The 20,441-nt window shown below is 45.1% G+C and carries 17 protein-coding genes and 1 CRISPR repeat array (1 of these 18 running past the window's edge); of the genes, 1 reads left to right on the top strand and 16 read right to left on the bottom strand.

The genetic code is table 11. From position 1 onward, the window contains the following. A CRISPR array of direct repeats spans positions 1 to 327; the repeat unit is 36 nt; unit sequence GTTTCAGTTATTCGTTGGATAGTGTTTAATTGAAAC; it reaches 484 nt to the left of the window's first position. A 246-nt stretch (positions 328 to 573) separates the two neighbouring features. From cas4 to xseB, 8 genes are all read right to left on the bottom strand, one after another. Further along, on the bottom strand, positions 574 to 1,164 hold the full coding sequence (gene cas4, locus NW199_RS03270; RefSeq protein ID WP_258333623.1) for a CRISPR-associated protein Cas4: 591 nt from the start codon (positions 1,162 to 1,164) through the stop codon (positions 574 to 576). Continuing rightward, positions 1,151 to 1,459, bottom strand: coding sequence for a CRISPR-associated endonuclease Cas2 (cas2, locus tag NW199_RS03265; protein ID WP_258333622.1), 309 nt, complete (start codon positions 1,457 to 1,459; stop codon positions 1,151 to 1,153). The genes cas4 and cas2 overlap by 14 nt, the downstream gene beginning before the upstream one ends. Beyond that, entirely contained in the window at positions 1,453 to 2,445 is a 993-nt protein-coding gene (cas1, locus tag NW199_RS03260; protein ID WP_258333621.1) for a CRISPR-associated endonuclease Cas1, read from the bottom strand. Before cas1 ends, cas2 begins: the two co-directional genes overlap by 7 nt. After that, the gene (gene cas9, locus NW199_RS03255; RefSeq protein ID WP_258333620.1) at positions 2,442 to 6,671 is read right to left on the bottom strand and encodes a type II-B CRISPR-associated RNA-guided endonuclease Cas9/Csx12; all 4,230 of its coding nucleotides are present in this window, start codon (positions 6,669 to 6,671) and stop codon (positions 2,442 to 2,444) included. Before cas9 ends, cas1 begins: the two co-directional genes overlap by 4 nt. 193 nt (positions 6,672 to 6,864) lie before the next feature. Beyond that, the gene (locus tag NW199_RS03250; RefSeq protein WP_258333619.1) at positions 6,865 to 8,067 is read right to left on the bottom strand and encodes a phosphoglycerate kinase; all 1,203 of its coding nucleotides are present in this window, start codon (positions 8,065 to 8,067) and stop codon (positions 6,865 to 6,867) included. 50 nt (positions 8,068 to 8,117) lie between these two features. Continuing rightward, positions 8,118 to 10,988, bottom strand: a complete 2,871-nt coding sequence (gene dxs, locus NW199_RS08790; protein WP_373691791.1) for a 1-deoxy-D-xylulose-5-phosphate synthase — start codon at positions 10,986 to 10,988, stop codon at positions 8,118 to 8,120. 11 nt (positions 10,989 to 10,999) lie between these two features. After that, on the bottom strand, positions 11,000 to 11,905 hold the full coding sequence (locus tag NW199_RS03235) for a polyprenyl synthetase family protein (protein WP_258333618.1): 906 nt from the start codon (positions 11,903 to 11,905) through the stop codon (positions 11,000 to 11,002). After that, on the bottom strand, positions 11,895 to 12,155 hold the full coding sequence (gene xseB, locus NW199_RS03230; protein ID WP_022472620.1) for an exodeoxyribonuclease VII small subunit: 261 nt from the start codon (positions 12,153 to 12,155) through the stop codon (positions 11,895 to 11,897). The genes NW199_RS03235 and xseB overlap by 11 nt, the downstream gene beginning before the upstream one ends. Positions 12,156 to 12,595: 440 nt before the next feature. Here xseB and NW199_RS08750 point away from each other — a divergent pair, with 440 nt between their 5' ends. Further along, positions 12,596 to 13,108, top strand: coding sequence for a methylated-DNA--[protein]-cysteine S-methyltransferase (locus NW199_RS08750; protein ID WP_022472621.1), 513 nt, complete (start codon positions 12,596 to 12,598; stop codon positions 13,106 to 13,108). A 49-nt stretch (positions 13,109 to 13,157) separates the two neighbouring features. Here NW199_RS08750 and hisIE read toward each other — a convergent pair whose 3' ends face one another. The 8 genes from hisIE to hisG are packed head-to-tail and all read right to left on the bottom strand — an operon-like array spanning position 13,158 to position 20,267. Further along, positions 13,158 to 13,787: a bifunctional phosphoribosyl-AMP cyclohydrolase/phosphoribosyl-ATP diphosphatase HisIE gene (hisIE, locus tag NW199_RS03220; RefSeq protein WP_022472622.1), complete on the bottom strand. Its 630-nt coding sequence runs from the start codon at positions 13,785 to 13,787 to the stop codon at positions 13,158 to 13,160. Beyond that, positions 13,777 to 14,574, bottom strand: coding sequence for an imidazole glycerol phosphate synthase subunit HisF (gene hisF / locus NW199_RS03215; RefSeq protein ID WP_022472623.1), 798 nt, complete (start codon positions 14,572 to 14,574; stop codon positions 13,777 to 13,779). The genes hisIE and hisF overlap by 11 nt, the downstream gene beginning before the upstream one ends. Continuing rightward, positions 14,544 to 15,308 carry a 1-(5-phosphoribosyl)-5-[(5-phosphoribosylamino)methylideneamino]imidazole-4-carboxamide isomerase gene (gene hisA, locus NW199_RS03210; RefSeq protein ID WP_022472624.1) on the bottom strand — a complete coding sequence of 255 codons (765 nt, stop codon included), beginning with the start codon at positions 15,306 to 15,308 and terminating at the stop codon, positions 14,544 to 14,546. The genes hisF and hisA overlap by 31 nt, the downstream gene beginning before the upstream one ends. Then, positions 15,305 to 15,910: an imidazole glycerol phosphate synthase subunit HisH gene (gene hisH, locus NW199_RS03205; RefSeq protein WP_258333617.1), complete on the bottom strand. Its 606-nt coding sequence runs from the start codon at positions 15,908 to 15,910 to the stop codon at positions 15,305 to 15,307. The genes hisA and hisH overlap by 4 nt, the downstream gene beginning before the upstream one ends. Continuing rightward, the gene (gene hisB / locus NW199_RS03200; RefSeq protein ID WP_249092653.1) at positions 15,907 to 16,980 is read right to left on the bottom strand and encodes a bifunctional histidinol-phosphatase/imidazoleglycerol-phosphate dehydratase HisB; all 1,074 of its coding nucleotides are present in this window, start codon (positions 16,978 to 16,980) and stop codon (positions 15,907 to 15,909) included. The genes hisH and hisB overlap by 4 nt, the downstream gene beginning before the upstream one ends. Beyond that, positions 16,977 to 18,047 (bottom strand): histidinol-phosphate transaminase, encoded by a 1,071-nt coding sequence (hisC, locus tag NW199_RS03195; protein ID WP_258333616.1) that lies wholly within the window; start codon positions 18,045 to 18,047, stop codon positions 16,977 to 16,979. Before hisC ends, hisB begins: the two co-directional genes overlap by 4 nt. 3 nt (positions 18,048 to 18,050) lie before the next feature. Next, the gene (gene hisD, locus NW199_RS03190) at positions 18,051 to 19,352 is read right to left on the bottom strand and encodes a histidinol dehydrogenase (protein ID WP_022472628.1); all 1,302 of its coding nucleotides are present in this window, start codon (positions 19,350 to 19,352) and stop codon (positions 18,051 to 18,053) included. Between the two features lie 15 nt (positions 19,353 to 19,367). Beyond that, positions 19,368 to 20,267 carry an ATP phosphoribosyltransferase gene (gene hisG / locus NW199_RS03185; protein WP_249092656.1) on the bottom strand — a complete coding sequence of 300 codons (900 nt, stop codon included), beginning with the start codon at positions 20,265 to 20,267 and terminating at the stop codon, positions 19,368 to 19,370. Positions 20,268 to 20,441: the final 174 nt, after the last annotated feature.

The following is a 20,441-nucleotide window of genomic DNA, read 5'->3' as shown; positions in this document are numbered from 1 at the left end:
TTCACTACGTTTCAGTTATTCGTTGGATAGTGTTTAATTGAAACGCGTTACTCGAACGCTGCTTCGAAGTAGCCTACGTTGTTTCAGTTATTCGTTGGATAGTGTTTAATTGAAACGGTTGGCTTTACAATGCTACTGGTGCGGCCCAGCAAGTTTCAGTTATTCGTTGGATAGTGTTTAATTGAAACCGACAGAAGACAAAGAAAAGAAAGAGGCTGAATTGTTTCAGTTATTCGTTGGATAGTGTTTAATTGAAACCCAATGCGCGGAGGATTCAGGATTTGAGCCTGAGTTTCAGTTATTCGTTGGATAGTGTTTAATTGAAACAGCTCCTCTTCCCCCTGTTTAATAGGGCTTGAGGGGCTGTGGCAATGTTCCTTTTTCGAATAGTATCATTTTGCAAAAAAATGGCGGTTTTATTCGAAAATTGCTTCATAGAAGCTTGATATTTCAATTTAAGCTCTTGTAAAATTCACATATCCAACGAATGAAGTCACTTTTAAAGTGAGCTGAAATCACTAAAAATTAAGATTGAACCCGGCTACTGACTCTGTCATCCGGGTTTACTTATTTCTACAGTCGATCAGCACAAAAATTCAGATATTCACACTGCCCACACTGCAAAATACTTGCTGAGCTATCTGGTAACAAACATTCTTCACATTGCGCAATAAGCGCATCGCGAACTTGTAATACCTTGAGTTTAATTTCTGGGTTAATAGACACTGGTTTTACCTTTCCTTTATCGCCAGAAAGAATATAACCAAAAGAAAATTGTCTTCCAAATTCCACTTCGCAAATCATACTATAAGCAGCCATTTGAATAATCTCACCCATATTGAGCTTAGTTTTTACTCGACTTTTAAACTCAACTATAGCCATGGGCTGGTCATCCTTAAACAACATGGCGTCACAAATTCCATGGAGTCTCAGCAGCTCGCTACGAAGAGAGACTCTGTGTTCAATTCGAATATTGCCATCTAAACCATATCTTTCAAATGAGCGACGTTTATTTAGTAAGGTTTGTTTCTCATGATAGGATTCTCCTTGCTTCATCCACGGTGTTTCCACTGGCTGAATTCCCTTAACGAGTAAAAAATAGGGAATTCTTGGGCAAAAGCAATACTGTCTTAAAAGACTCACTGGCACGCTAGAGAGTATCATGACCGTCAGCCTCAACGTACTCGAAGTCCTTATAGCCAATAAATTGTTTAAACTCGTTTGGCTCAAGAGAACATGCTACCCATATACAAGAATCAGTCTCAGACTTTAACATTTTTCTCGCAGCTGTTTTAAGAGAACGAAGCTCCGCTGCATTTAAATCACCATAAAAGACTGACTTTTGAACTGGAAATAAGCCAATATCTTTTAAAAAATCAAAAAACTTACTCCGCCTTTTATTGTCCTCAACATCGTAACACACTATATATTTTCCGAACATTCCCATTTGAATCACCATTTAAAGTGGTAACCGCGATATCGATTATCTTTCACTATGCAAGAGCAAAAGCGGTAAATTTGACGCTGCATAATAGTTTGCAACTTGAGTTTCTTTCCTTTGTAAGGGTAGAGGTCATTCATTGTTTGATGAATAGAATTTGTTAACTGTTTTTTCAAAGCAGGAGTAATCGCCTCTTCCTTCCCAAGAGCTGACCTCATTTTTATGACATTCCTGTCAACCACCCAAGCTCTATATTCTTCCATAACATCTAAAACAAGCGATGGTTTACCAGGTCTATCCGCGTGGTAAAGTCCGGCATAAACCTCAAGACCTGCATTATCTAAGCAAGACCATACGTACGAAGCCAAAATAGCATAACCATAATTAAGACACTGGTTTGTTATCTCCAAAGAGCCTCTTCCTTCTCTTCTAGAAAAAGACGATGGAACAAGACCCGATGCAAGCAAACTTTCCCAATAAATCCTTGCACCAGCCCCCTCAAAACCCAATAGATGATCATTCCAATCATCAGAAAGTTCAAAGGTATTTAAACGGGAAACTAAATTGGATATACGAAATGCATGTGATCGCAAATTCAACGCTAGCTTCGGATTGGCTTTAAGTAGGCTTTTAGAAAAATAAAGAATCACGGCTCTCTGATTGAGAAGCTTACAGCGAACCCACTCTCTAACTACTTCTTTGCATGATGAACTATCAATAAATTGAAACTGTTTCTTTCGTAAAGCTACTACTGCATGCTGATTCATTCCAACCACCGCGGCCACATTCTGTCCTCGCCAGTCATTAAAAAACAAACGAATCCCTCTCAACGCACAAGCTTGAACCAGTGCGCTGGATAATGCAATTCCTGCTTTACAAACAGTAATAGTTCGAAGGCGGGAGAGGGCTATCTCACGGATAACCTCTCCCTTTTCTTCAATAATGAGACGTTGACCGGATACACCAAGAAACGTTCCATAATTAGCGATAGTTAAATGTCTCATTGGTTAAAATGAACTAAATAAGCTTTTTGATATGCTTCATTCATCATTGAGTTCTTGGACTCAACACAATACCAATATTTCAGTGTGTTACCTAAAGTTATGACCGTAATTTGTCCACTTCTAGGTTTACCTAACAGAGGCATTTGCGAATTTTTGACAAAATTGGCTATCTGTTGAGAGCTGAGTTTGATCGTTACAGGATAGTTCCAGAAGCTTCCAGATATATAACCAGTCCAATCTTCAAATTGTTTTTTCGATTGAGTAATCTCGATATACCGTCGCCCGCTTGTGCCAGGACACATTTTGACAATAACATCATCTCGACCACAATCAACTTCATACCACTGATCCATCCGGACATATTGATCTGCCTTTAAATATCTACCATTCAGAATGGTTAACGTAGGTTGCTTATAAAGGTCAGCAACTAAATCTGAGCTCCAGTCGATTACGCCCTTTTCATTAACAACAAAGCCCTTACACTTAGTGTCATTTAGCATATACAGTTGATAAATATCATTACCGTTACTATCCTTTCGCTTTATTCGAACTCCACTTGAAATAGACGGAATCTTAGGCAGACTCCATACTCTTCTTGTTGCTTTATGCGAAAGTTTCTGCACTGGTATCGAGCGGAAAATATCGTAAATGAGAGTTTCACCATCAGGGGTTTTCTCTGAACCTTTATCAGACAACTTATCTTTGATTAGATTCTTGAGTTCCGATCGATTTACAAGTTTTTCCCACTCGCGTTTAGCCGGTAAGGTAATCTTTCCCTTAGCGGAACCAAAACGGTTACCCAAATCTACTTTTATGTCAAAATCTTTATCTTTAAGAATTTCTTCACGACATTTAAATTGACGGTTAACTGCATCATAGACGGAAGTCACAGATATATTTTGTGTAATATAGTGAAGCTTCTCTAAGACTTCTGCCTGCTCAAGCATCTTTTGAGAACAAGGACGAATAAAGACATCATGTAACAATTCAAATGCCTTTATCCGATCCACCGTATAGGTCTCAAATCCATTTACTGAACGTTTTTGAGATTGCTTTAATAATCCGTCTAGAACACCAAAAAGCTTATCAGCATCTTTTACCTTAACGGATCCAGATTCAGACCAATCAAAACCAATTCGACAATCATCGCCTCTGACTAATATTGGTAAGAAATGTTCTGCAAAAATCCCTTCTTTCATTAATGCTCGCGAACCTACCTCATTCTTATCCAAAATAGACTTTCGCTTGGGAGAAATAAGATTGACTTCGGAAGGCATCAACTGAGCAATTGTCTTAAGATTTTGCTCTTCGGCTACCTCATCAAAAACGCCTAAGACGTTAGCAATATCGCGTTTGTCTTTTGCAGCAGCAAAAACACAAAACGCATCAATTGCATGAGAAGCGATAGGTTGCTTTTTATCATCAGGTTTTGCCCAATCCTTATTGATCAAGGCAAACTTTTTTCTGTAATCTTGGCTGACTGTCTGAGCGTCAAGCCTATATAGATCAAAAGCAAGTGTAATTTGATTGTTAGCACACCACTCTTTGGTCAATTCACGCAACTTAGTAATAAAGCTCTTTGCAAACCAAGCTTGAGTTCCGTTGACTCGGGCAGTATTAATCTTGCCTAAAAGGCGAATAATCCTTCTACGAGCCTCAGAAAAATCCTCTAAAAAAAGAGCATGTCTGACTGCATCTTGTTGGGATCGATCCAATAATTCAAATTGAACAATCTTGGCATCTGTCAACTCTGATACTGACTTCTCAATATACTCGCAAATAGTACCTCGATCAGCAGTACCAAATACGACTTTCAAATAATTATCTGCAAGATCGGAAAGTTTTTTTCTACCGTTGAGCTTTAATTGATTACCTTCTTGGGAGCAGTAAATTAAGTTCGCTTCAGAATTAAGAATAGATCCCATATAGTTCATAGATAAACTTCTTGGAATAATATGGTCTACTTCCCCTTTATCACCAAGGTTCTTCCCTGTATATGGACAAAGACCTCTACTCGCAGATTTGATACGTTCATCTTTGCTAAGCCAGCGATCTTGCTGACGCTTCTGAGCTTTTGCCACTTTTTGTCTAATAGCCGCTGTGTTAGCACTCTTTTTAACTTCAGCTAATGATGCAGAAAAAGCAAACTGATTACTTTCTAATAAAACAACCAAATCAATTGTTTGATTTTTCAATTCTGTCGAAAGTAATTCTTCTGCCTTTAACTTAGCAATTTCATATGCTTGTCTATCCAAAATGTTTCTGAGCGCACCATCAAAGGGGCGAACTGTGTCAGCACACAATTGAACGCAACGAGCTTTACCTTGTAAATTATTTCTCCAAGCATTCTCATCCACCGCTGCTAGCGTGGTACTAATAAAGCCGCTTTTTTCTGTTTCTATGATGTTATAAAGTTGAGCCAATGAGAAAGGATTGGCAAACTTTTTCTTTTGCTCTTCTTTTATGTCTAACGCTTCAGCAATTACATCACTAACCAATAACACATTCGACTGTAGCTTAATAAAATCCTTGTCTTCTGCAGAAAGTTTTTTGCCTTTGCTTTGCAGATACAAGGCTCTTTGGTAAAGATAGTTGAAGCTATTCCCGTACTCTTTTCTTGTTTTTTCAATCGCAGTGCAAAGACTTCTGACCGTGCTTTGTCCCTTTACCTTTCGTGTCCAGAAACTAAGATCAACCAGGTCTGAAACACACAAAATATTACCGACCAAACGCAGTATCACGGAGTCATTTTTCATCGGCGGATGAATATCCGCTCTTTCCATCAAAGGCTTCTCAACAATAAACCATAAGCCTCGCTTGGCCTTATCAACCTCATCATAGTATTGACGAACAAAGTCTAAAAATTTTTTAATGTGCTGCGACCCCAAATCCCGAGTAAGTCGTTCTTGCGCCTGATGAATTTCGTTAGAGTTTCCGCGATTAGATGAAACAAGGGTCTTGAGCAAATAGGCATCATTTTCGACCGTTCTATCCAACAAACGTTGCAGAACATAAGAGTGATACAACTTTTGGGAGGTGTAATGAATCAGCCGACCACTTTGACGTTCTAATAAGCGAGCTTTGCGATCGGTCGTTATCAAAATTGTATCCAAATTTTCATCAATCCCTTTGGATAACGGAGAACGAAGAAGGTTCTGAACCCAAATCTCCCATGTATCTCCATAGCGCTGATCAAGTAATCTCGGGCTTAACCAAAGTGTTTGATCCAATGGCGGACGTCGGTTATTTTGATCTTCGTAAGGTGGAATCGTCAGTTCTGGATTCAGGGTTTGCAATGTCTCGAGAATATCAGTCGCTCCCTCATAAGCATTTAAGACTTCAGCTCGTTGTTGCGTTAAATCTTTGGGATAATGGAAAAATTGATACGCACGAACAAGTACCGACTTTAACCGTTCCTTGTCGAACACATTATTTTTCATCGATGGATCATTGAAGTACCAACGAAGTGCTCTTAACTGTAAATTGGAGAGGTTTCCGATAAAATGATGAAATTTCTCAACTCCAGAAAAAGCTTCAATAATTGGTTTTAAACGACTGTCACGAGGAATGTCTTGCGCGATGGCTTCCAAATAAAGGCGGCGGTGTTTATGCCCAAACATGCTCTGTTCGATCATGCTTTCTGCATCATCTCTCATGACCTTAAGTGCATTCTTATACTCTTTTGTGTCTTGATGCTGACTTTTAACTACGGTTAGAAACTCCTTAGAGTCTTTTGAACTCTCTAGGAATATCTGAATTTGCCTCCTTGAGTCTGAATTATTTTGCAAATAACCATCTGTCAGAGAAGTCCATTGCGTTAACAAATTTTCATCTTCATCAAAATTGGGCAAAAAACACTTAAAAAAACCGCTTTCAACTCCTTGTAGTACAGAAAGATCTAGCTCTGATTCAAGCCTTGAGTAACCTCGTCTTCTAAGTAATGACGAAATCGCCTCCTTTTCCCGAGGAGATAGCTTTCTTTTAAGTTTTCCTTCAATCAATATGTACGTCAGGCGTCTAGCCAATACAAATCGCTGTTGTGACCGAATACGATGTCTGGTCTGTGTTCTGGCTGCCATGCTATAGGTCAGGGCATCATTATCGGGCATATTAAGCACATAAGCGCGAGCCTCTTTTGCTTTTGGAAAGCCTGAATCTGTTGTATAAGAGAAAATTCCCGTATAACGTCCGCCCATATCAACGGCTAATGTTGATTTAACTGTCATTTTATGTTCCCTGACATGAATATTGAATCGGTTATAGATCAGTTTAACAAACAAGACTTCTGTTTGTGATGCAAATGAATATAGACCTTGTGCTTTTACAGTGCACGCTTCTCAAAGCTCACCCTCTAAGGACAAAAAATCCCAGGATTCGTCAAAAATAGAGTCCTGGGATTCTGGCTCAAACTAAAAATAGCTATTGAGCGCGCTTTTCCAAAATTTCAATTGCAGGTAAAACCTTGCCTTCCAAGAACTCGAGGAACGCTCCGCCACCGGTTGAGATGTAAGAAATACGGTTAGAAATACCGAATTTACCAACTGCAGCTACCGTGTCACCACCACCTGCGATAGAGAAAGCTCCGTTTTCAGTTGCCTTGGCAATAGCTTCAGCCATCACTTCAGTACCGTGAGAATAGGGCTGCATTTCAAACACACCCACCGGACCGTTCCAAACAATTGTGCCGGCCTTTTGCAAGATGTCAGCTAAAGCTTGAGCCGTTTCCGGTCCCACGTCCAAAATCATTTCGTCGTCTTGAACATCCTCAATGCGACAAGTACGGTGTTCGGCCGTTTCAGAAAATTCCTTGGCAACAACAACGTCTGTCGGCAAAGGAAGCGTCGCGCCCTTTTCTTCCAAGGTCTTTAAAATCTTCTTGCATTCGTCAAGCAAATCCGCCTCAGCCAAAGACTTGCCAACCTTGTAGCCGGCAGCCATCAAGAATGTGTTGGCGATGCCGCCGCCCACAATCAGCTGATCCACTTTTTGAGCAAGGTTATTCAAAATGGTCAACTTCGTTGATACTTTGGAACCACCGACAATAGCAACCAACGGGTGCTTGGCTTCTTCAACGGCCTTGGTCAAGGCTTCAATTTCGGCGGCCATCAATGGACCCGCACAGACGACATCGGCGTACTGAGCCACTCCATAGGTCGATGCTTGAGCACGGTGAGCCGTACCGAAAGCATCGTTTACAAAAACGTCACAGAGCGCACCGTACTTCTTAGAGAGCTCTTCCGTGCACTTCTTTTCGCCCACGTTGCAACGGCAATTTTCGAGCATAACCACTTCGCCGGGAGCCACTTCAAAGCCTCCGTCAACCCAATTGTCAATTAAACGAACGGGGCTACCTAATAATTCAGCCATGCGTTGAGCAATCTTCACAAGACTGTCAGCCGGGGTCTTTTCGCCTTCCTTAGGACGGCCCAAGTGACTTACCACCATCACTCGAGCCCCCGCATCACGGGCCATGCGAATGGCAGGCACTGAGGCAACCAAACGGGCCTCATTTGTAATGTTGCCGTTTTCATCACGCGGAGCGTTCAAATCAGAACGGATGAACACGCGCTTATCCTTCAAGGCTCCGGCCTTGACCAATTGTTCAAGAGTTGTCACTCGCATGGTTTATTTCCCTTAAAAAGAAAAAGACTAATTCAGTAATTATAAATGGCTCACTTTAAGACCACGGGCTCAGGTTCCAACCGCACACCGAATTTTTCCTCAACCGTGTCTTGTACAAAGGAAGCAAAATCAAGTAATGCCTGACCGTCAGCCGCGCCGTCATGGTTAACCAAAACCAGGGCTTGTTTTTCGTATGTTCCGGCAAATCCGTGACGCACCCCTTTTAATCCCGCCTGGTCAATGAGCCAACCGGCTGCTAATTTCTCACGGCCGCCCGATAAGGGATAGTGAACAATGCTTGGGAATTGCTCGAGCAATTGTTGGAAAACCTCACGCGTGACGACCGGATTTTTGAAAAAAGAACCAGCACTCGGTAATACTTTCGGATCAGGAAGCTTACGCGAACGGGCAGCAACAACCGCTTCAAAAATAGCTTGTGGCGTTGTCTCTTGAGAATCTTTAAATCCCAACGCCAACTCTTTGTAGCTCAAGTTTGCTGACCACTGGGAATCAAACGCCAACTCAACAGCAAGAACGATCCATTTTGATCCGGCTTGCGTTTTAAAAACGCTATGTCGGTAGCCAAAATCACACTCTTCATTTGTAAGCGTACGCACTAAAGACGTTTGGGGATCAAAAACTTCCACGCTTCTGACAAACTGTGCCACCTCGGCTCCGTAAGCTCCGATATTCTGAACAACGGCTCCGCCGACTGTTCCCGGGATTAAAGCCAGATTTTCAGGGCCACCCCAACCTAAATCCAAAACTCTTCGGACCGTTTCATGCCATGACTCACCGGCACCAACCTTTACAATTTTTTCGTCTGTTCGTGCTTCAAAACCCTTCATATTCATCTTGATAACCAATCGATTAACAAGATGAGAAGCAATCAGCAAATTCGAGCCCCCTCCCAAAATGAAGGGCTCAATATTCTCCCGACGAGCAAAGTCCAGTACCAGTTCCAACTCTCTACGGTCTGTCACTTCTGCAAAATAACGGGCTTTAGCACTGACAGCCATCGTATTATGGGGCTTTAGGTCCACAAAGCTTCGAACAAGAAGCGCTTCTTCTATACGTCGAAGGACACTCGTAGTATCCAACTCATTTTCACGCATCAGTTCATCAATGGTGCCCTGCGGAATGAAGCGATCTTTAATCCCCAAAACTAAAACAGGCACATCCATTCCCATTTCAGACAGGGCCTCAAGAACACCACTTCCCGCGCCGCCCGCCGCAACACCGTCTTCTACTGTGCAAAGCAAATCATGCGTTGCCGCCATTTGAGCCAACATTTCACGATCAAGCGGTTTTACAAAGCGCATATCCACCAAAGTGGCATCAAGCTTCTCGGCCACTTCACGCATCCGGCTAACCATTAAGCCAAACGCAAGAATCGCCACCCGTTTATCGTGTTTAGTGCTTTCTCGAATAATTCGAGCTTTACCGATTTCGAGAGTTTCCAGGGCTTCATCCTGAAGAACTCCGGGACCTTTACCTCTCGGATATCGGACCGCGGCCGGCGTATCCATTTTGAAGGCGGTCGTGAGCATCTTTCGACACTCGTTTTCATCCGACGGCGTCATGATTGTCATATTGGGGATACTGCGTAAATAGGCAATGTCGAAAACACCCTGATGTGTCTCACCATCAGCCCCCACCAATCCGCCACGGTCAATGGCAAACATCACTGGAAGATTCTGGATGGCGACATCATGCAAAATCTGGTCATAGGCCCGTTGGGCAAAAGATGAATAAATCGCCACCACCGGTTTGATGCCCGAAGTTGCGAGTCCTGCCGCAAAAGTGACGGCGTGTTGCTCGGCAATAGCCACATCGCGGTAGCGCTCCGGAAAACGCTTTTCAAATTCGACTAAACCTGAACCCTCTCGCATAGCGGGAGTTATGGCATAGAGTCGTTCATCGACCGCTGCCATATCGCAAACCCAGCGGGAAAACACTTCCGTGTAAGTGGGGTGTTTCGGATCAGACTTTTTCTCAACGATTCCTTTTTCAGGATCAAATTTCCCGACACCGTGATAGAGCGTGGGATTTTCTTCCGCAGGCGTATACCCCTTGCCTTTTTTTGTGACGACATGCAAAACCATGGGACCGTCAAGCGCCTTGATATTTCGCAAAACTGTTATGAGGTTGGCAATGTCGTGGCCATCGACCGGACCGTAGTAGTTAAGATCAAAGGCAGAAAAAAGCGTAGAGTGAGGCGCCACAAAGTTAACCGTTCGCTGCTCCATGCTTTTGAAAAGATTCCAAAGCTTAGGAAGCGGCTTCAAGGCGCGTTTTGAGAAATTGCGTGCGCTTGAAAACGCGTGACCGGATACAAGCTTGGCTAAGTGATGGTTTAGTGCACCAACCGATGGCGAAATAGAACAATCATTGTCATTGACGATGATTAAAAGTTTAATGCCATCCTTATATGTACCGGCATGGTTGAGCGCTTCAACGGCCATACCACCCGTCAGTGCTCCATCTCCGATAACCGCGATGTGCCAAGCGTCCTTCTCGCCGTTTAGGGCATCGGCAACAGCCATACCAAGAGCGGCAGAAATAGATGTGGAGCTATGGGCTGTGCCGAACGCATCGTGCTCACTTTCTCCCCGCTTGGGAAAGCCCGAAAGTCCATGATATTGCCTCAATGTCTTAAATTGGTCCATTCGCCCGGTGAGCATCTTGTGGGCATAAGCCTGGTGCCCAACATCAAAAATGATCTTGTCGTAAGGCGAATTGAAAACATAGTGAAGAGCCAATGTCAGCTCAACTGCCCCGAGGCTACTTGCCAAGTGACCTCCTGTTTTTGAAACAGAGTCAACCATAAACTCTCTGATTTCCCGAGCAAGCGTTGGCAACATCGGCACAGAAAGCTTTTTCAAATCTTTCGGAGAATGGATTCTATTGAGTAAACGCATCTCTTCCCCTGTCAGTGATCTCGGCTCAAAATATAGTTGGCAATATCAGCAAGACGTTCCGTTTTGCCTTCATACTCTTTGGATAACCTCTCAATAGTCTGCAACGCATCAAGCGCCCGACTGATTTCATTTTGAGCCATCGTGCGAGATTGTTCGAGCCCTAAAAGCGATACAAAAGTGGGTTTATCCTCGGCTGCGTCCTTACCCGCCGTTTTACCCAAAACAGCGGTTTCTGCCGTCACATCCAAAACGTCATCAATGACCTGGAAAGCCAAGCCAATAGCGTCGGCATATTGGGCAACTAACCCAATTAATGAGGCCGGAGGCGTTTGCTCTGCACCATAAAGCCCCATGAGAGCGCTCGCCCGAACCATGGCACCGGTCTTCATCCTATGCATCAACGTCAACGTATCCAGATCAAGTTTTTGGTGAACCGATAAAAGATCCACTGCCTGACCGCCGCACATACCGGCCGATCCGGCCGCCGCGGCCAATAATTTAACCAGCATGGCAATCTGCTCACCCGGCAATTTTGTTTGTGTCAGTTCAAAAAAAGCTTGTGCCTGAAGGGCATCACCGGCAAGCATTCCCATGGCTTCGCCGTATTTTTTGTGTGTTGTGAGTTTACCGCGGCGTAGAGTGTCGTTGTCCATGCATGGCATATCATCATGAACAAGCGAATACGAATGAATATATTCAAGAGAAAGGGCAATATGGTCCAGCGCTTCTTCTTTGGCGCCAACCAGTTCCCCGGCGGCGTACGCCAATAACGGACGAATGCGCTTGCCACCATCTAAAACGGCGTAACGCATGGCTTCATGAAGTTTCCATGGCAAACGATTATCCGGCGGCAGCGCCTTCTTTGCGCAAAGTTCAAAATGCGCTGCGCGTTGAGCGCTCCAACTCTTAAAGTCCATCCGTAATTCCTTTCTGACGAAGTTCCATTTCCCGCAGAGGCACTTCGGTACCATCTTCAAGCTGTCGGACTACCTCAGCGGCCTCACTGAGTAACTCCTGACAACGAGCCGACAATTCCTTTCCACGCTGATAGGCCTTAACGCTCTCTTCAAGCGTAAGCTCTCCCTTTCTCATTGTCTCAACAATGGCCTGCATCTCTTGCATAGCTTCTTCAAATGATAATTTTTGAACTGATTTCGGTTGAGCCATTTCACCCTCATCGTGACATCCACATTCTGCCCATTTTACCGCAGGTTCCGTTTAGGAACGCCGATGAGAATCAGCTATCATCGCTTTTTGAAGTTTGTATTTAAAAATCCTTGACTTCCTCTTCATAAAAATGAGAGGTCAAGCTTATTTGATTTAACTTAATGTAAAAGCCAAAAAAGACCGTTTCAGGCAAGTGTATATCAATTTAAATCATAAAAATCAGTGACTTTTTTAGCTCTCACCGCTCCTTGCCACCCAAATAAGAAAACACAGTGTCTCGCCTGGCTTTATTCATAAGCGGTTATTTTGATGCGGCTTTTGAGACACTGCTTCACACTTTAAAGTTTTTAACCGAATTGCACCTATCGGCGCGACTGCTATGATTGATTTATATAATCCTTTTTGTGTAAAAAAGTTCTGCAACTTCTGTGAATTTAAAAATGGATAGAGCTATTTTTTACCGTCAATGGAAATTACCCTGCGGGCCAATGATTGTCGCCTCCTTAGACAATAAATTAGTGATGACTGACTGGTTAAACGGTTGGCACCATCAAACGATTCTTAACCGATTTGAAAAGTTACTTAATCTTCCTTTTAAAGAAGCAACGACGGCTGTCATTGATTGCGCCATTGATCAACTGCAAGAATACTGCGAAGGGAAAAGAAAGCAGTTTGATCTTCCCATTGAACTCATCGGGACGCCATTTCAGATAAAGGTCTGGCAGGCTTTGCAAACTATTGCTTACGGACAATATGTTTCATACGGTGACATCGCTCAAGCGATCGGGCAATCTAAAGCCGTTCGCGCCGTTGGCGGAGCAGTCGGCCAAAATCCCTTATCAATCATCATCCCATGCCACCGCGTTATCGGTTCTAATAAGACGCTGACCGGATACGGCGGTGGTTTTGAGGCTAAGCGATTTTTGCTCAATATCGAAGGTTATCGATTCTAGGCAACCGCTTTCTGGCCGAGCTATGCTCGGCCAGAAAGATCGCAAAATTCTATATCCGCTGTTCTCTAATTTCGTGGCGCTTTTTCAAGTTTTCCGTGATGATGGCTAAGTCCAAATTCTCCTGCTGTAAAAGAACCAGCAGGTGATAAAGCAAATCAGACGCCTCGTTAATCGTCTCTTCCCGATCATGCACGGTCGCTGCCAGCGCTGTTTCAACCGCCTCTTCTCCGACTTTCTGAGCGATTCTTTTTGTGCCTCTGGCATAAAGAGATGCGGTGTAAGAGCTTTCTGGCGATGCGGTTTTCCGCTCAGCCAGAATTTTTTCAAGCCTGGCCAAGAATTCGTGAGCAGGAGCCAAATCCCCAAAGCAGCTCTCTTTTCCCAAATGGCACGTCGGTCCTTGAGGATTCACTAATATCAGCAGTGAATCACCGTCACAATCAAGAGCAACGTCAACAAAATCCAAGAAATTTCCGCTTGTCTCGCCTTTTGTCCACAAACGATTTTTAGACCGCGACCAAAATGTGACTTTCCCTGAATTGATGGTTTTATCCAAAGCTTCACGATTCATGTATCCCAGCATTAATACTCTGCCTGAGACCGCATTTTGAATAACAGCAGGCATCAAACCATTGCCTTTTTCAAAATCTAAACGCTTTAAATCGTCATTATTTAGCATTTTCAACTCCATAGGCCTTGCGCATTTCAACGCCTTGGCTGATTAACCAGTTTTTTAGTTCTTCAATATTGAGAATATTCTTATGAAATACCGAGGCCGCCAATGCTCCGTCGACTTGAGCCTCACTAAAAGCCTCCAAAAAATGTTCCCGTTTGCCGGCGCCCCCTGATGCAATTAATGGCACCTGACAAATGGCTCTAACTTTTTTCAGCTGCTCAATATCGTAGCCTTCCCGTACACCGTCTTGATTCATCATATTAAGAACGATTTCGCCGGCACCCAAAGACTGCACCTCCCGCACCCAATCGAGTGTTTTCCAACTCGTGCGTCGCGTCTTACTTTCATCACCGGTAAATTGATTGACCCAATAAGTATCGCTTTGCGAGTCGTACCACGAATCAATGCCAATCACCACGCATTGCACTCCAAACTCGTCAGCCAATTGGGTAATCAATCCGGGATTAGCCAATGCCGGCGAATTAATTGAAATTTTGTCCGCTCCCATTGAAAGGATTCTGCCGGCCTCTTCAACACTGCGAATACCACCAGCCACCGCAAAAGGGATGTCAATCACTTCTGCGACCCGTCTCACCCAATCTTTAGAAACTGTTCGTCCGTCAGAAGAGGCTGTGATGTCATAGAAAACCAATTCATCGGCCCCCTCTTCGGAGTACCGTTTAGCAAGCGAGACAATATCGCCAATGATCTCATGGTTGCGAAAACGCACGCCTTTGACAACTTGTCCATCTTTAACATCTAGACAGGGGATGATGCGTTTAGCCAACATTCAATGGCCTCCTTTACCGTAAATTTTTCTTCCAAAAGAGCACGACCAATAATGATTCCGTCCACTGCCGTTGCGGACAAGGCTCGTATGTCATCTAAAGAGCCAATGCCGCCCGATGCCTGAACGCGCAATCCCGGATAGCACTGACAAAGCCATTGATAAAGCTTGACATTACTGCCCTTTAGTAGACCGTCTTTTGCCACATCAGTACATAAGACATGTTTCAAACCGACAGACAAATAGCCCTCAATCATCTCAGCCACAGTAAAGGAAGACGCCTTCTGCCAGGCCTGAGTGACCACCCTGGGGACTGCCTTTTCATCGATTTTGCAATCAAGAGCCAAAACCAAGCGATCTGCACCAAACGATTGAAACCATCGGGAAACTGTTTGAGGATCACTAACAGCTACGGATCCCAGAACGACTCGCGCAACACCTGCATCGAGCAACCCACGAACATCGGCTTCCGTACGTACCCCGCCTCCGGTCTGAACCGGCACCGACAGCTCCTTAACCAAATGAGCAATAAAAGCGGTCTGCCTTTTTTCAGGGTCACGCGCACCGTCTAAATCCACAATATGAAGTCTGCGGGAGCCGTCTTCAATGTAGCGGCTTAATTGTTCAAGCGCATCAACACGGTAGCGAGTCTGTCTTCCGTAGTCGCCCTGCTGTAACCGAACAACAGAACCATCAATCAAATCAACCGAAGCAATGATATTGTTGGCGCTTTTCATAGGTCACCCTCAACAAAATTTCTCAGCAGTTTGAGTCCTGCCGCGCCGGAGCGCTCCGGATGAAATTGAACACCCCAAAAATTCTTTTGACGCACGGCGGCGGAAAATGTCACTCCATACTCGGTGCTCGCAATGGTGTAAGAATTCAAATTGAAGGCGTAGCTGTGAACAAAATAAAAGTACTCACCCTGCTCACTGTCAAGTCCTTCAAAAAGCGGATCCTTGACAATCGGTTTAACGCGGTTCCAACCCATATGAGGTAAGGTCAGTTTTCCCACCTGAAGTTTGCCGACAGATTCCGGAATCACATTTAGCATTTTCACGCCGCCTGTCTCTTCGCTCTCTGAACCCAAAAGCTGCATTCCAAGGCAGATACCCAAAACAGGACAACGACTTTCCGTAATGCAAGAAACCAGATCCCTATTTTGCAACTCACGCATGGCGGCCTGCGCTGTTCCCACTCCCGGCAAAAATAATCGGGACGCGCGTTTAGCTTGAGCGGGCTCTGCTGTCACGATCGGTTCAACACCCAGGCGCTTCACGGCCGACAAAAGAGAGGTCAAGTTGCAGCATCCAGTGTCCAAAATCACGATGTCTTTCATTGAAGTACTCCCTTGGAAGAGGGCAGCGCATTGCCTTCAATTTTTATAGCTTCGCGCAGAGCGCGGGCAAAAACTTTAAAGAGACTTTCTGCTCGATGGTGATCATTGTCTCCCGTTGTCTTTAAGTGCAGGGTGCAGCCCAGTGTTTGAGACAGTGACCTAAAGAAGTGCTCAATCATTTCCGTGGACATATCCCCTACCTTCTGATACTTAAAAGTTGCGCTATAAACCAAATAGGGGCGATTGGAAAGATCTAAGGCACATTGGGCAAGGCATTCATCCATCGGCAGCATAAAACCAAAGCGCGCAATTCCTCTTTTATCTCCGAGAGCCTGTTTTAAAGCTTCCCCCAAAACCAATCCGACATCTTCAATCGTGTGATGATCGTCGACCTGGAGGTCGCCTTTGACAGAAATCTTTAGCGTGATGCCGGCATGCGTGGCAATTTGCTCGAGCATATGGTCAAAAAAGCCTATCCCGGTGCTGATTTCTGACTCCATTGAGTGATCCAAATCCACAAAAATGCGAATATCGGTTTCTTTTGTTTTACGTTCAATCTGTGCACGACGAAGTCCAAAGGAGAGTATTTTCTCGGCAATACTCGTCCAGTTCCAATTGTCTCGGCTATACAAAAAAGCTTTTAAGCCCATGTTGACGGCTAATTCGACGTCACTGAGCCGATCGCCGATCACAAAGGAGCGCTCATAATCCATTTCTCCCGATTCCAAATATTTTTTCACCAGCCCCACCTTCGGTTTCCTACACTCGCACTGATCTTCGGGCTTATGCGGGCAAATCAAAACATCGCGAAAATAGATGCCTTGAGAATTTAAGATCTGAAGTAAAAGATTTTGTGGTCCTTCAAAATCCTTTTTTGGGAAACTTTCCGTGCCCAATCCATCTTGATTGGAAACCATTATGAATTCCCATCCTGCATCACGAAGTTTTTGCAATGCGGCGATGCAGTCGGGCTCCAGTACAAATTTTTCAAACCGATCCACTTGGAAATCTTCAGGCTCAGCAATGAGTGTTCCGTCTCGGTCAATAAAAAGAAATTTGGATTGACTCATGAACCTGCCTCCTGAAGTACCTGTGTTAATTTATTGATAAACAATTTGCACTCTCCGATTGTTCCGACAGAAACTCTTAGCACGCCCTTGTCAGAGCCAGGCTCCCGAATCGCAACGCCCTTTTCCCAAAGACTTTTATAGATTCTTTCAGGTTCATCAACTTCAAAAAGCACAAAGTTTGTTTGTGACGGATAGACTGAACGGACACCGGGAATTTTGGCCAGAGACTCTTTCAAATACGTCCGATTTCCTCGAATCAGTTCTACACGTTGCCTCATCGCGGCAATACCGCCTTCAGAAAGAGCGTGCGCTGCAATGGCCGCAACAGGCTCGGGCACTGGATAAGGGGCAATGACCTTACGCAAAGCCGCTATTAAATTCTCCTGCGCCAAAATCATCCCGCAGCGTAAACCGGCCAAGGCAAAAGCTTTCGAGAGCGTTCTAATGACCGCCAGATTGGGGTATTTTTCGATTAAATCCACGATAGTGGCTTGCGGACAAAACTCAATATAAGCCTCATCAACAGCAACAATGGCGTCTTTAGCCGCCTCCAACACTCGAATGATCGCATCGCGGCTGACCGTATTCCCCGTCGGATTATTAGGATTACACAAAAAGACCACTTTGATGTCCGGGTTTTGTGCTAACGCCTTGCATAATCCCAAAGTATCCAAACCGAGCGATTTCTTTGCCTCAACCGTCAAGACGTTAGCGCCACAGGTCTTCGCACTGATACCGTACATGCTGTAGGTCGGCAATGCGTAAAGCACGGTGTCCTTAAAAGGCGTGCAAAACGTACGGATAATTAATTCAATGCCCTCATCGGCCCCTCGGGTCACCAGCACCTCTTCGGGCTTTACGCCGGCATATTGCGCATAGCGGTTGCGAAATAAAGCCGGTTGCACTTGAGGATAACGGTTTAATGTTTCAAACCGCATCTCGTACTTGGTCGCTGTCGGGTACTCATTGGTATTAAGCCACACCGTCCCCTCTGGCGCCCCCTCGTTGGGAGATTCATAGGGGATCAATGTTCTAAGAAAAGAGGGCATTAATGAACGAATATCCATGATTTAAATTCCATTAAGTTTTTCCAAACGGATAGAAGCTGCGCGCTTGTGTGCGTCCAACTTTTCTGCCTGAGCCAATTTTTCAATCGCCGGTCCCAAGGCGCGAAGGCCTTCCTGCGTAACCTCCTGAATGGTCATACGGCGCTCAAAATCAGCCAACCCCAAACTGGAATAGGTTTTAGCGTACCCATAGGTCGGCAAGACGTGGTTGGTCCCTGAAGCGTAGTCGCCGGCACTTTCCGTGGACCAATCGCCTAAAAATACCGAGCCCGCATTTCGCACTTTGTTGACGAGCTCTCTTGCATTTCGCGTTTCCAATATCAAGTGTTCAGGAGCATAGCGATTGGAGATCGTAACACACGCATCCAAATCATCAGCCACAATAATACGGCTCATCGATAGTGCTACCTCTGCAATGGCTTTGCGAGGCAGCTGCTGCAACTGGGCATCAACCTCCAGCGCGACTTTCTCTGCCAATGATTGATCAGGTGTCACCAAAACCACTTGCGAATCCTTGCCATGCTCGGCCTGAGAGAGCAAATCGGCTGCAACAAAGGCTGGATTGGCCGCCGCATCGGCAATGACCAATACCTCGGAGGGACCAGCCGGCATATCAATAGCCGCACCGTCAGCACACTCGCTCACTAAACGCTTGGCCTGCGTTACAAAAGCGTTGCCGGGGCCAAAGATTTTCATCACCTTCGGCACGCTCTGCGTACCAAAGGCCATAGCGGCAATCGCCTGAGCACCGCCGGATTGATAAATCTCTGTGACCCCGCACAGTTTAGCGGCATACAAAATTTCATCGGCAATTTTGGGCGGCGACATTAAAATAATTTTGCGGCAACCGGCAATCTTGGCAGGAATCGCCAACATCATCACGGTTGAAAAAAGTGGAGCGGTACCGCCCGGCACATACAAACCCACTGAATCAATGGCGTGCGTTACTTGACGGCACGTAACCCCGGGCATCGTCTGCACCTCTACCGGTTTAAGTGCCTGAGCGCGGTGAAAAGCTTCAATATTTTTGACGGCTAACTGCATGGCCTCTTTTAGGTCATCACCCAAGCGGCATTCTGCCTCTTCAATTTCTTTTTCACTGACTCGAATGGTTGTAAGCGCTGTTTTATCAAATTTGGCCGCGTAGTCCCGCAGAGCATCGTCTCCTCTTGCCCGCACATCGGCCACAATGGCATCCACGATTTTGGCAATATCAGCCCCGGCCAGAACCGCCGGCCGCATTAAAAGCTCGGCTTGTTCTTTCTCCGTCAAATCATTCCAAATAACGGCTTTCATCACAGACATTTCCACTCCCCTTTCTTACTTCAACATCTTTTCAATCGGCAGAACCAAAATTGAGCTTGCGCCCAGCGCTTTGAGTTTTTCCATCGTTTCCCAAAACAGCGTCTCACGGCTCACCATGTGCATAACAATTTTTGAGTCATCATCGGCCATGGGCAAGAGCGTCGGGTGTTCTGCTCCAGGCAGCAGCCTCACAACCTCTTCAATTTTGTCTTTAGGCGCGTGAAGCATGATGTACTTAGAGCCACGAGCCATGAGAATGCCGTCGATGCGGGCCAAGATCATGTCCATCAATGCACGTTTTTGATCTGAAAACTCACCCTTGCGTTCAATGAGGCAAGCTTTTGAGCGAAAAACCGTTTGCACTTCTTTTAAACCATTGGCTTCCAGGGTGGCGCCGGTTGAAATTTGGTCGCAAATGGCATCGGCCAGTCCTGCGCGCGGCGCGATTTCCACAGAACCCGTCAAGATACAAGTTTTAAATTTCACGCCTTGCTCACGCATCCACCTGCCTAAAAGATTCGGGAAAGAGGTCGCAATGCGAAGTCCTTCTAAATCGGATACACCTTTCCAGGGTTTATCTAACGGAATAGCGATACCCAAACGGCACTCTCCGAAATCAAGGCGGCGGCTCACGGTATAGGCAGCTTCCCGGCCCAAAGCTTCGCGGGCAAGCTTTGTTTCTTCCAAAACACCTTCCCCGACAATACCCATGTCAACCGTGCCATCCATGACAAGTCCTGGAATATCGTCGTCTCTCACTAACAGCACTTCCACGGGGAAATTTTCCGCAATGGCAATTAAACGCTGAGCTCTAACGCGAACCCTCAGCCCTGCCTGCTCCAAAAGATCTAAAGAATCGTCCGACAGGCGTCCGGACTTTTGAAGCGCAATACGTAAACGAGAATTTTCAGGCATCGTTTTTCCTTTCCAAAAATCATCTGTCGACCTTTTTGAACCGGAAAACGAAGGACGTAATAAAAAGCCCCCGAAATTCTTTCGGAGGCGTCTTTATGAAAATGGATTTTATTTTTGTTGCCACCGAAAGATTTCTTTTCGTCTTCCGGCGCAAACCTCATCACTCGCCAGAGA

The sequence above is a fragment of the Parasutterella secunda genome (genome assembly GCF_024733725.1).
Lineage (GTDB): Bacteria > Pseudomonadota > Gammaproteobacteria > Burkholderiales > Burkholderiaceae_F > Aphodousia > Aphodousia faecalis.
Note: the sequence above shows the minus strand (reverse complement) of the source record. Positions and strands in the feature narration are given on the sequence as shown.

Bases quoted from the DNA above. Each gene is read 5' to 3' on its own strand.
- cas9 (WP_258333620.1), bottom strand. From the start codon at position 6,671: ATGACAGTTAAATCAACATTAGCCGTTGATATGGGCGGACGTTATACG.
- NW199_RS08750 (WP_022472621.1), top strand. From the start codon at position 12,596: ATGGATAGAGCTATTTTTTACCGTCAATGGAAATTACCCTGCGGGCCA.
- cas1 (WP_258333621.1), bottom strand. From the start codon at position 2,445: ATGAGACATTTAACTATCGCTAATTATGGAACGTTTCTTGGTGTATCC.
- hisF (WP_022472623.1), bottom strand. From the start codon at position 14,574: ATGTTGGCTAAACGCATCATCCCCTGTCTAGATGTTAAAGATGGACAA.
- hisB (WP_249092653.1), bottom strand. From the start codon at position 16,980: ATGAGTCAATCCAAATTTCTTTTTATTGACCGAGACGGAACACTCATT.
- hisA (WP_022472624.1), bottom strand. From the start codon at position 15,308: ATGAAAAGCGCCAACAATATCATTGCTTCGGTTGATTTGATTGATGGT.
- hisIE (WP_022472622.1), bottom strand. From the start codon at position 13,787: ATGCTAAATAATGACGATTTAAAGCGTTTAGATTTTGAAAAAGGCAAT.
- NW199_RS03235 (WP_258333618.1), bottom strand. From the start codon at position 11,905: ATGGACTTTAAGAGTTGGAGCGCTCAACGCGCAGCGCATTTTGAACTT.
- hisH (WP_258333617.1), bottom strand. From the start codon at position 15,910: ATGAAAGACATCGTGATTTTGGACACTGGATGCTGCAACTTGACCTCT.
- dxs (WP_373691791.1), bottom strand. From the start codon at position 10,988: ATGCGTTTACTCAATAGAATCCATTCTCCGAAAGATTTGAAAAAGCTT.
- hisG (WP_249092656.1), bottom strand. From the start codon at position 20,267: ATGCCTGAAAATTCTCGTTTACGTATTGCGCTTCAAAAGTCCGGACGC.
- NW199_RS03250 (WP_258333619.1), bottom strand. From the start codon at position 8,067: ATGCGAGTGACAACTCTTGAACAATTGGTCAAGGCCGGAGCCTTGAAG.
- xseB (WP_022472620.1), bottom strand. From the start codon at position 12,155: ATGGCTCAACCGAAATCAGTTCAAAAATTATCATTTGAAGAAGCTATG.
- cas2 (WP_258333622.1), bottom strand. From the start codon at position 1,459: ATGGTGATTCAAATGGGAATGTTCGGAAAATATATAGTGTGTTACGAT.
- cas4 (WP_258333623.1), bottom strand. From the start codon at position 1,164: ATGATACTCTCTAGCGTGCCAGTGAGTCTTTTAAGACAGTATTGCTTT.
- hisD (WP_022472628.1), bottom strand. From the start codon at position 19,352: ATGTCTGTGATGAAAGCCGTTATTTGGAATGATTTGACGGAGAAAGAA.
- hisC (WP_258333616.1), bottom strand. From the start codon at position 18,047: ATGGATATTCGTTCATTAATGCCCTCTTTTCTTAGAACATTGATCCCC.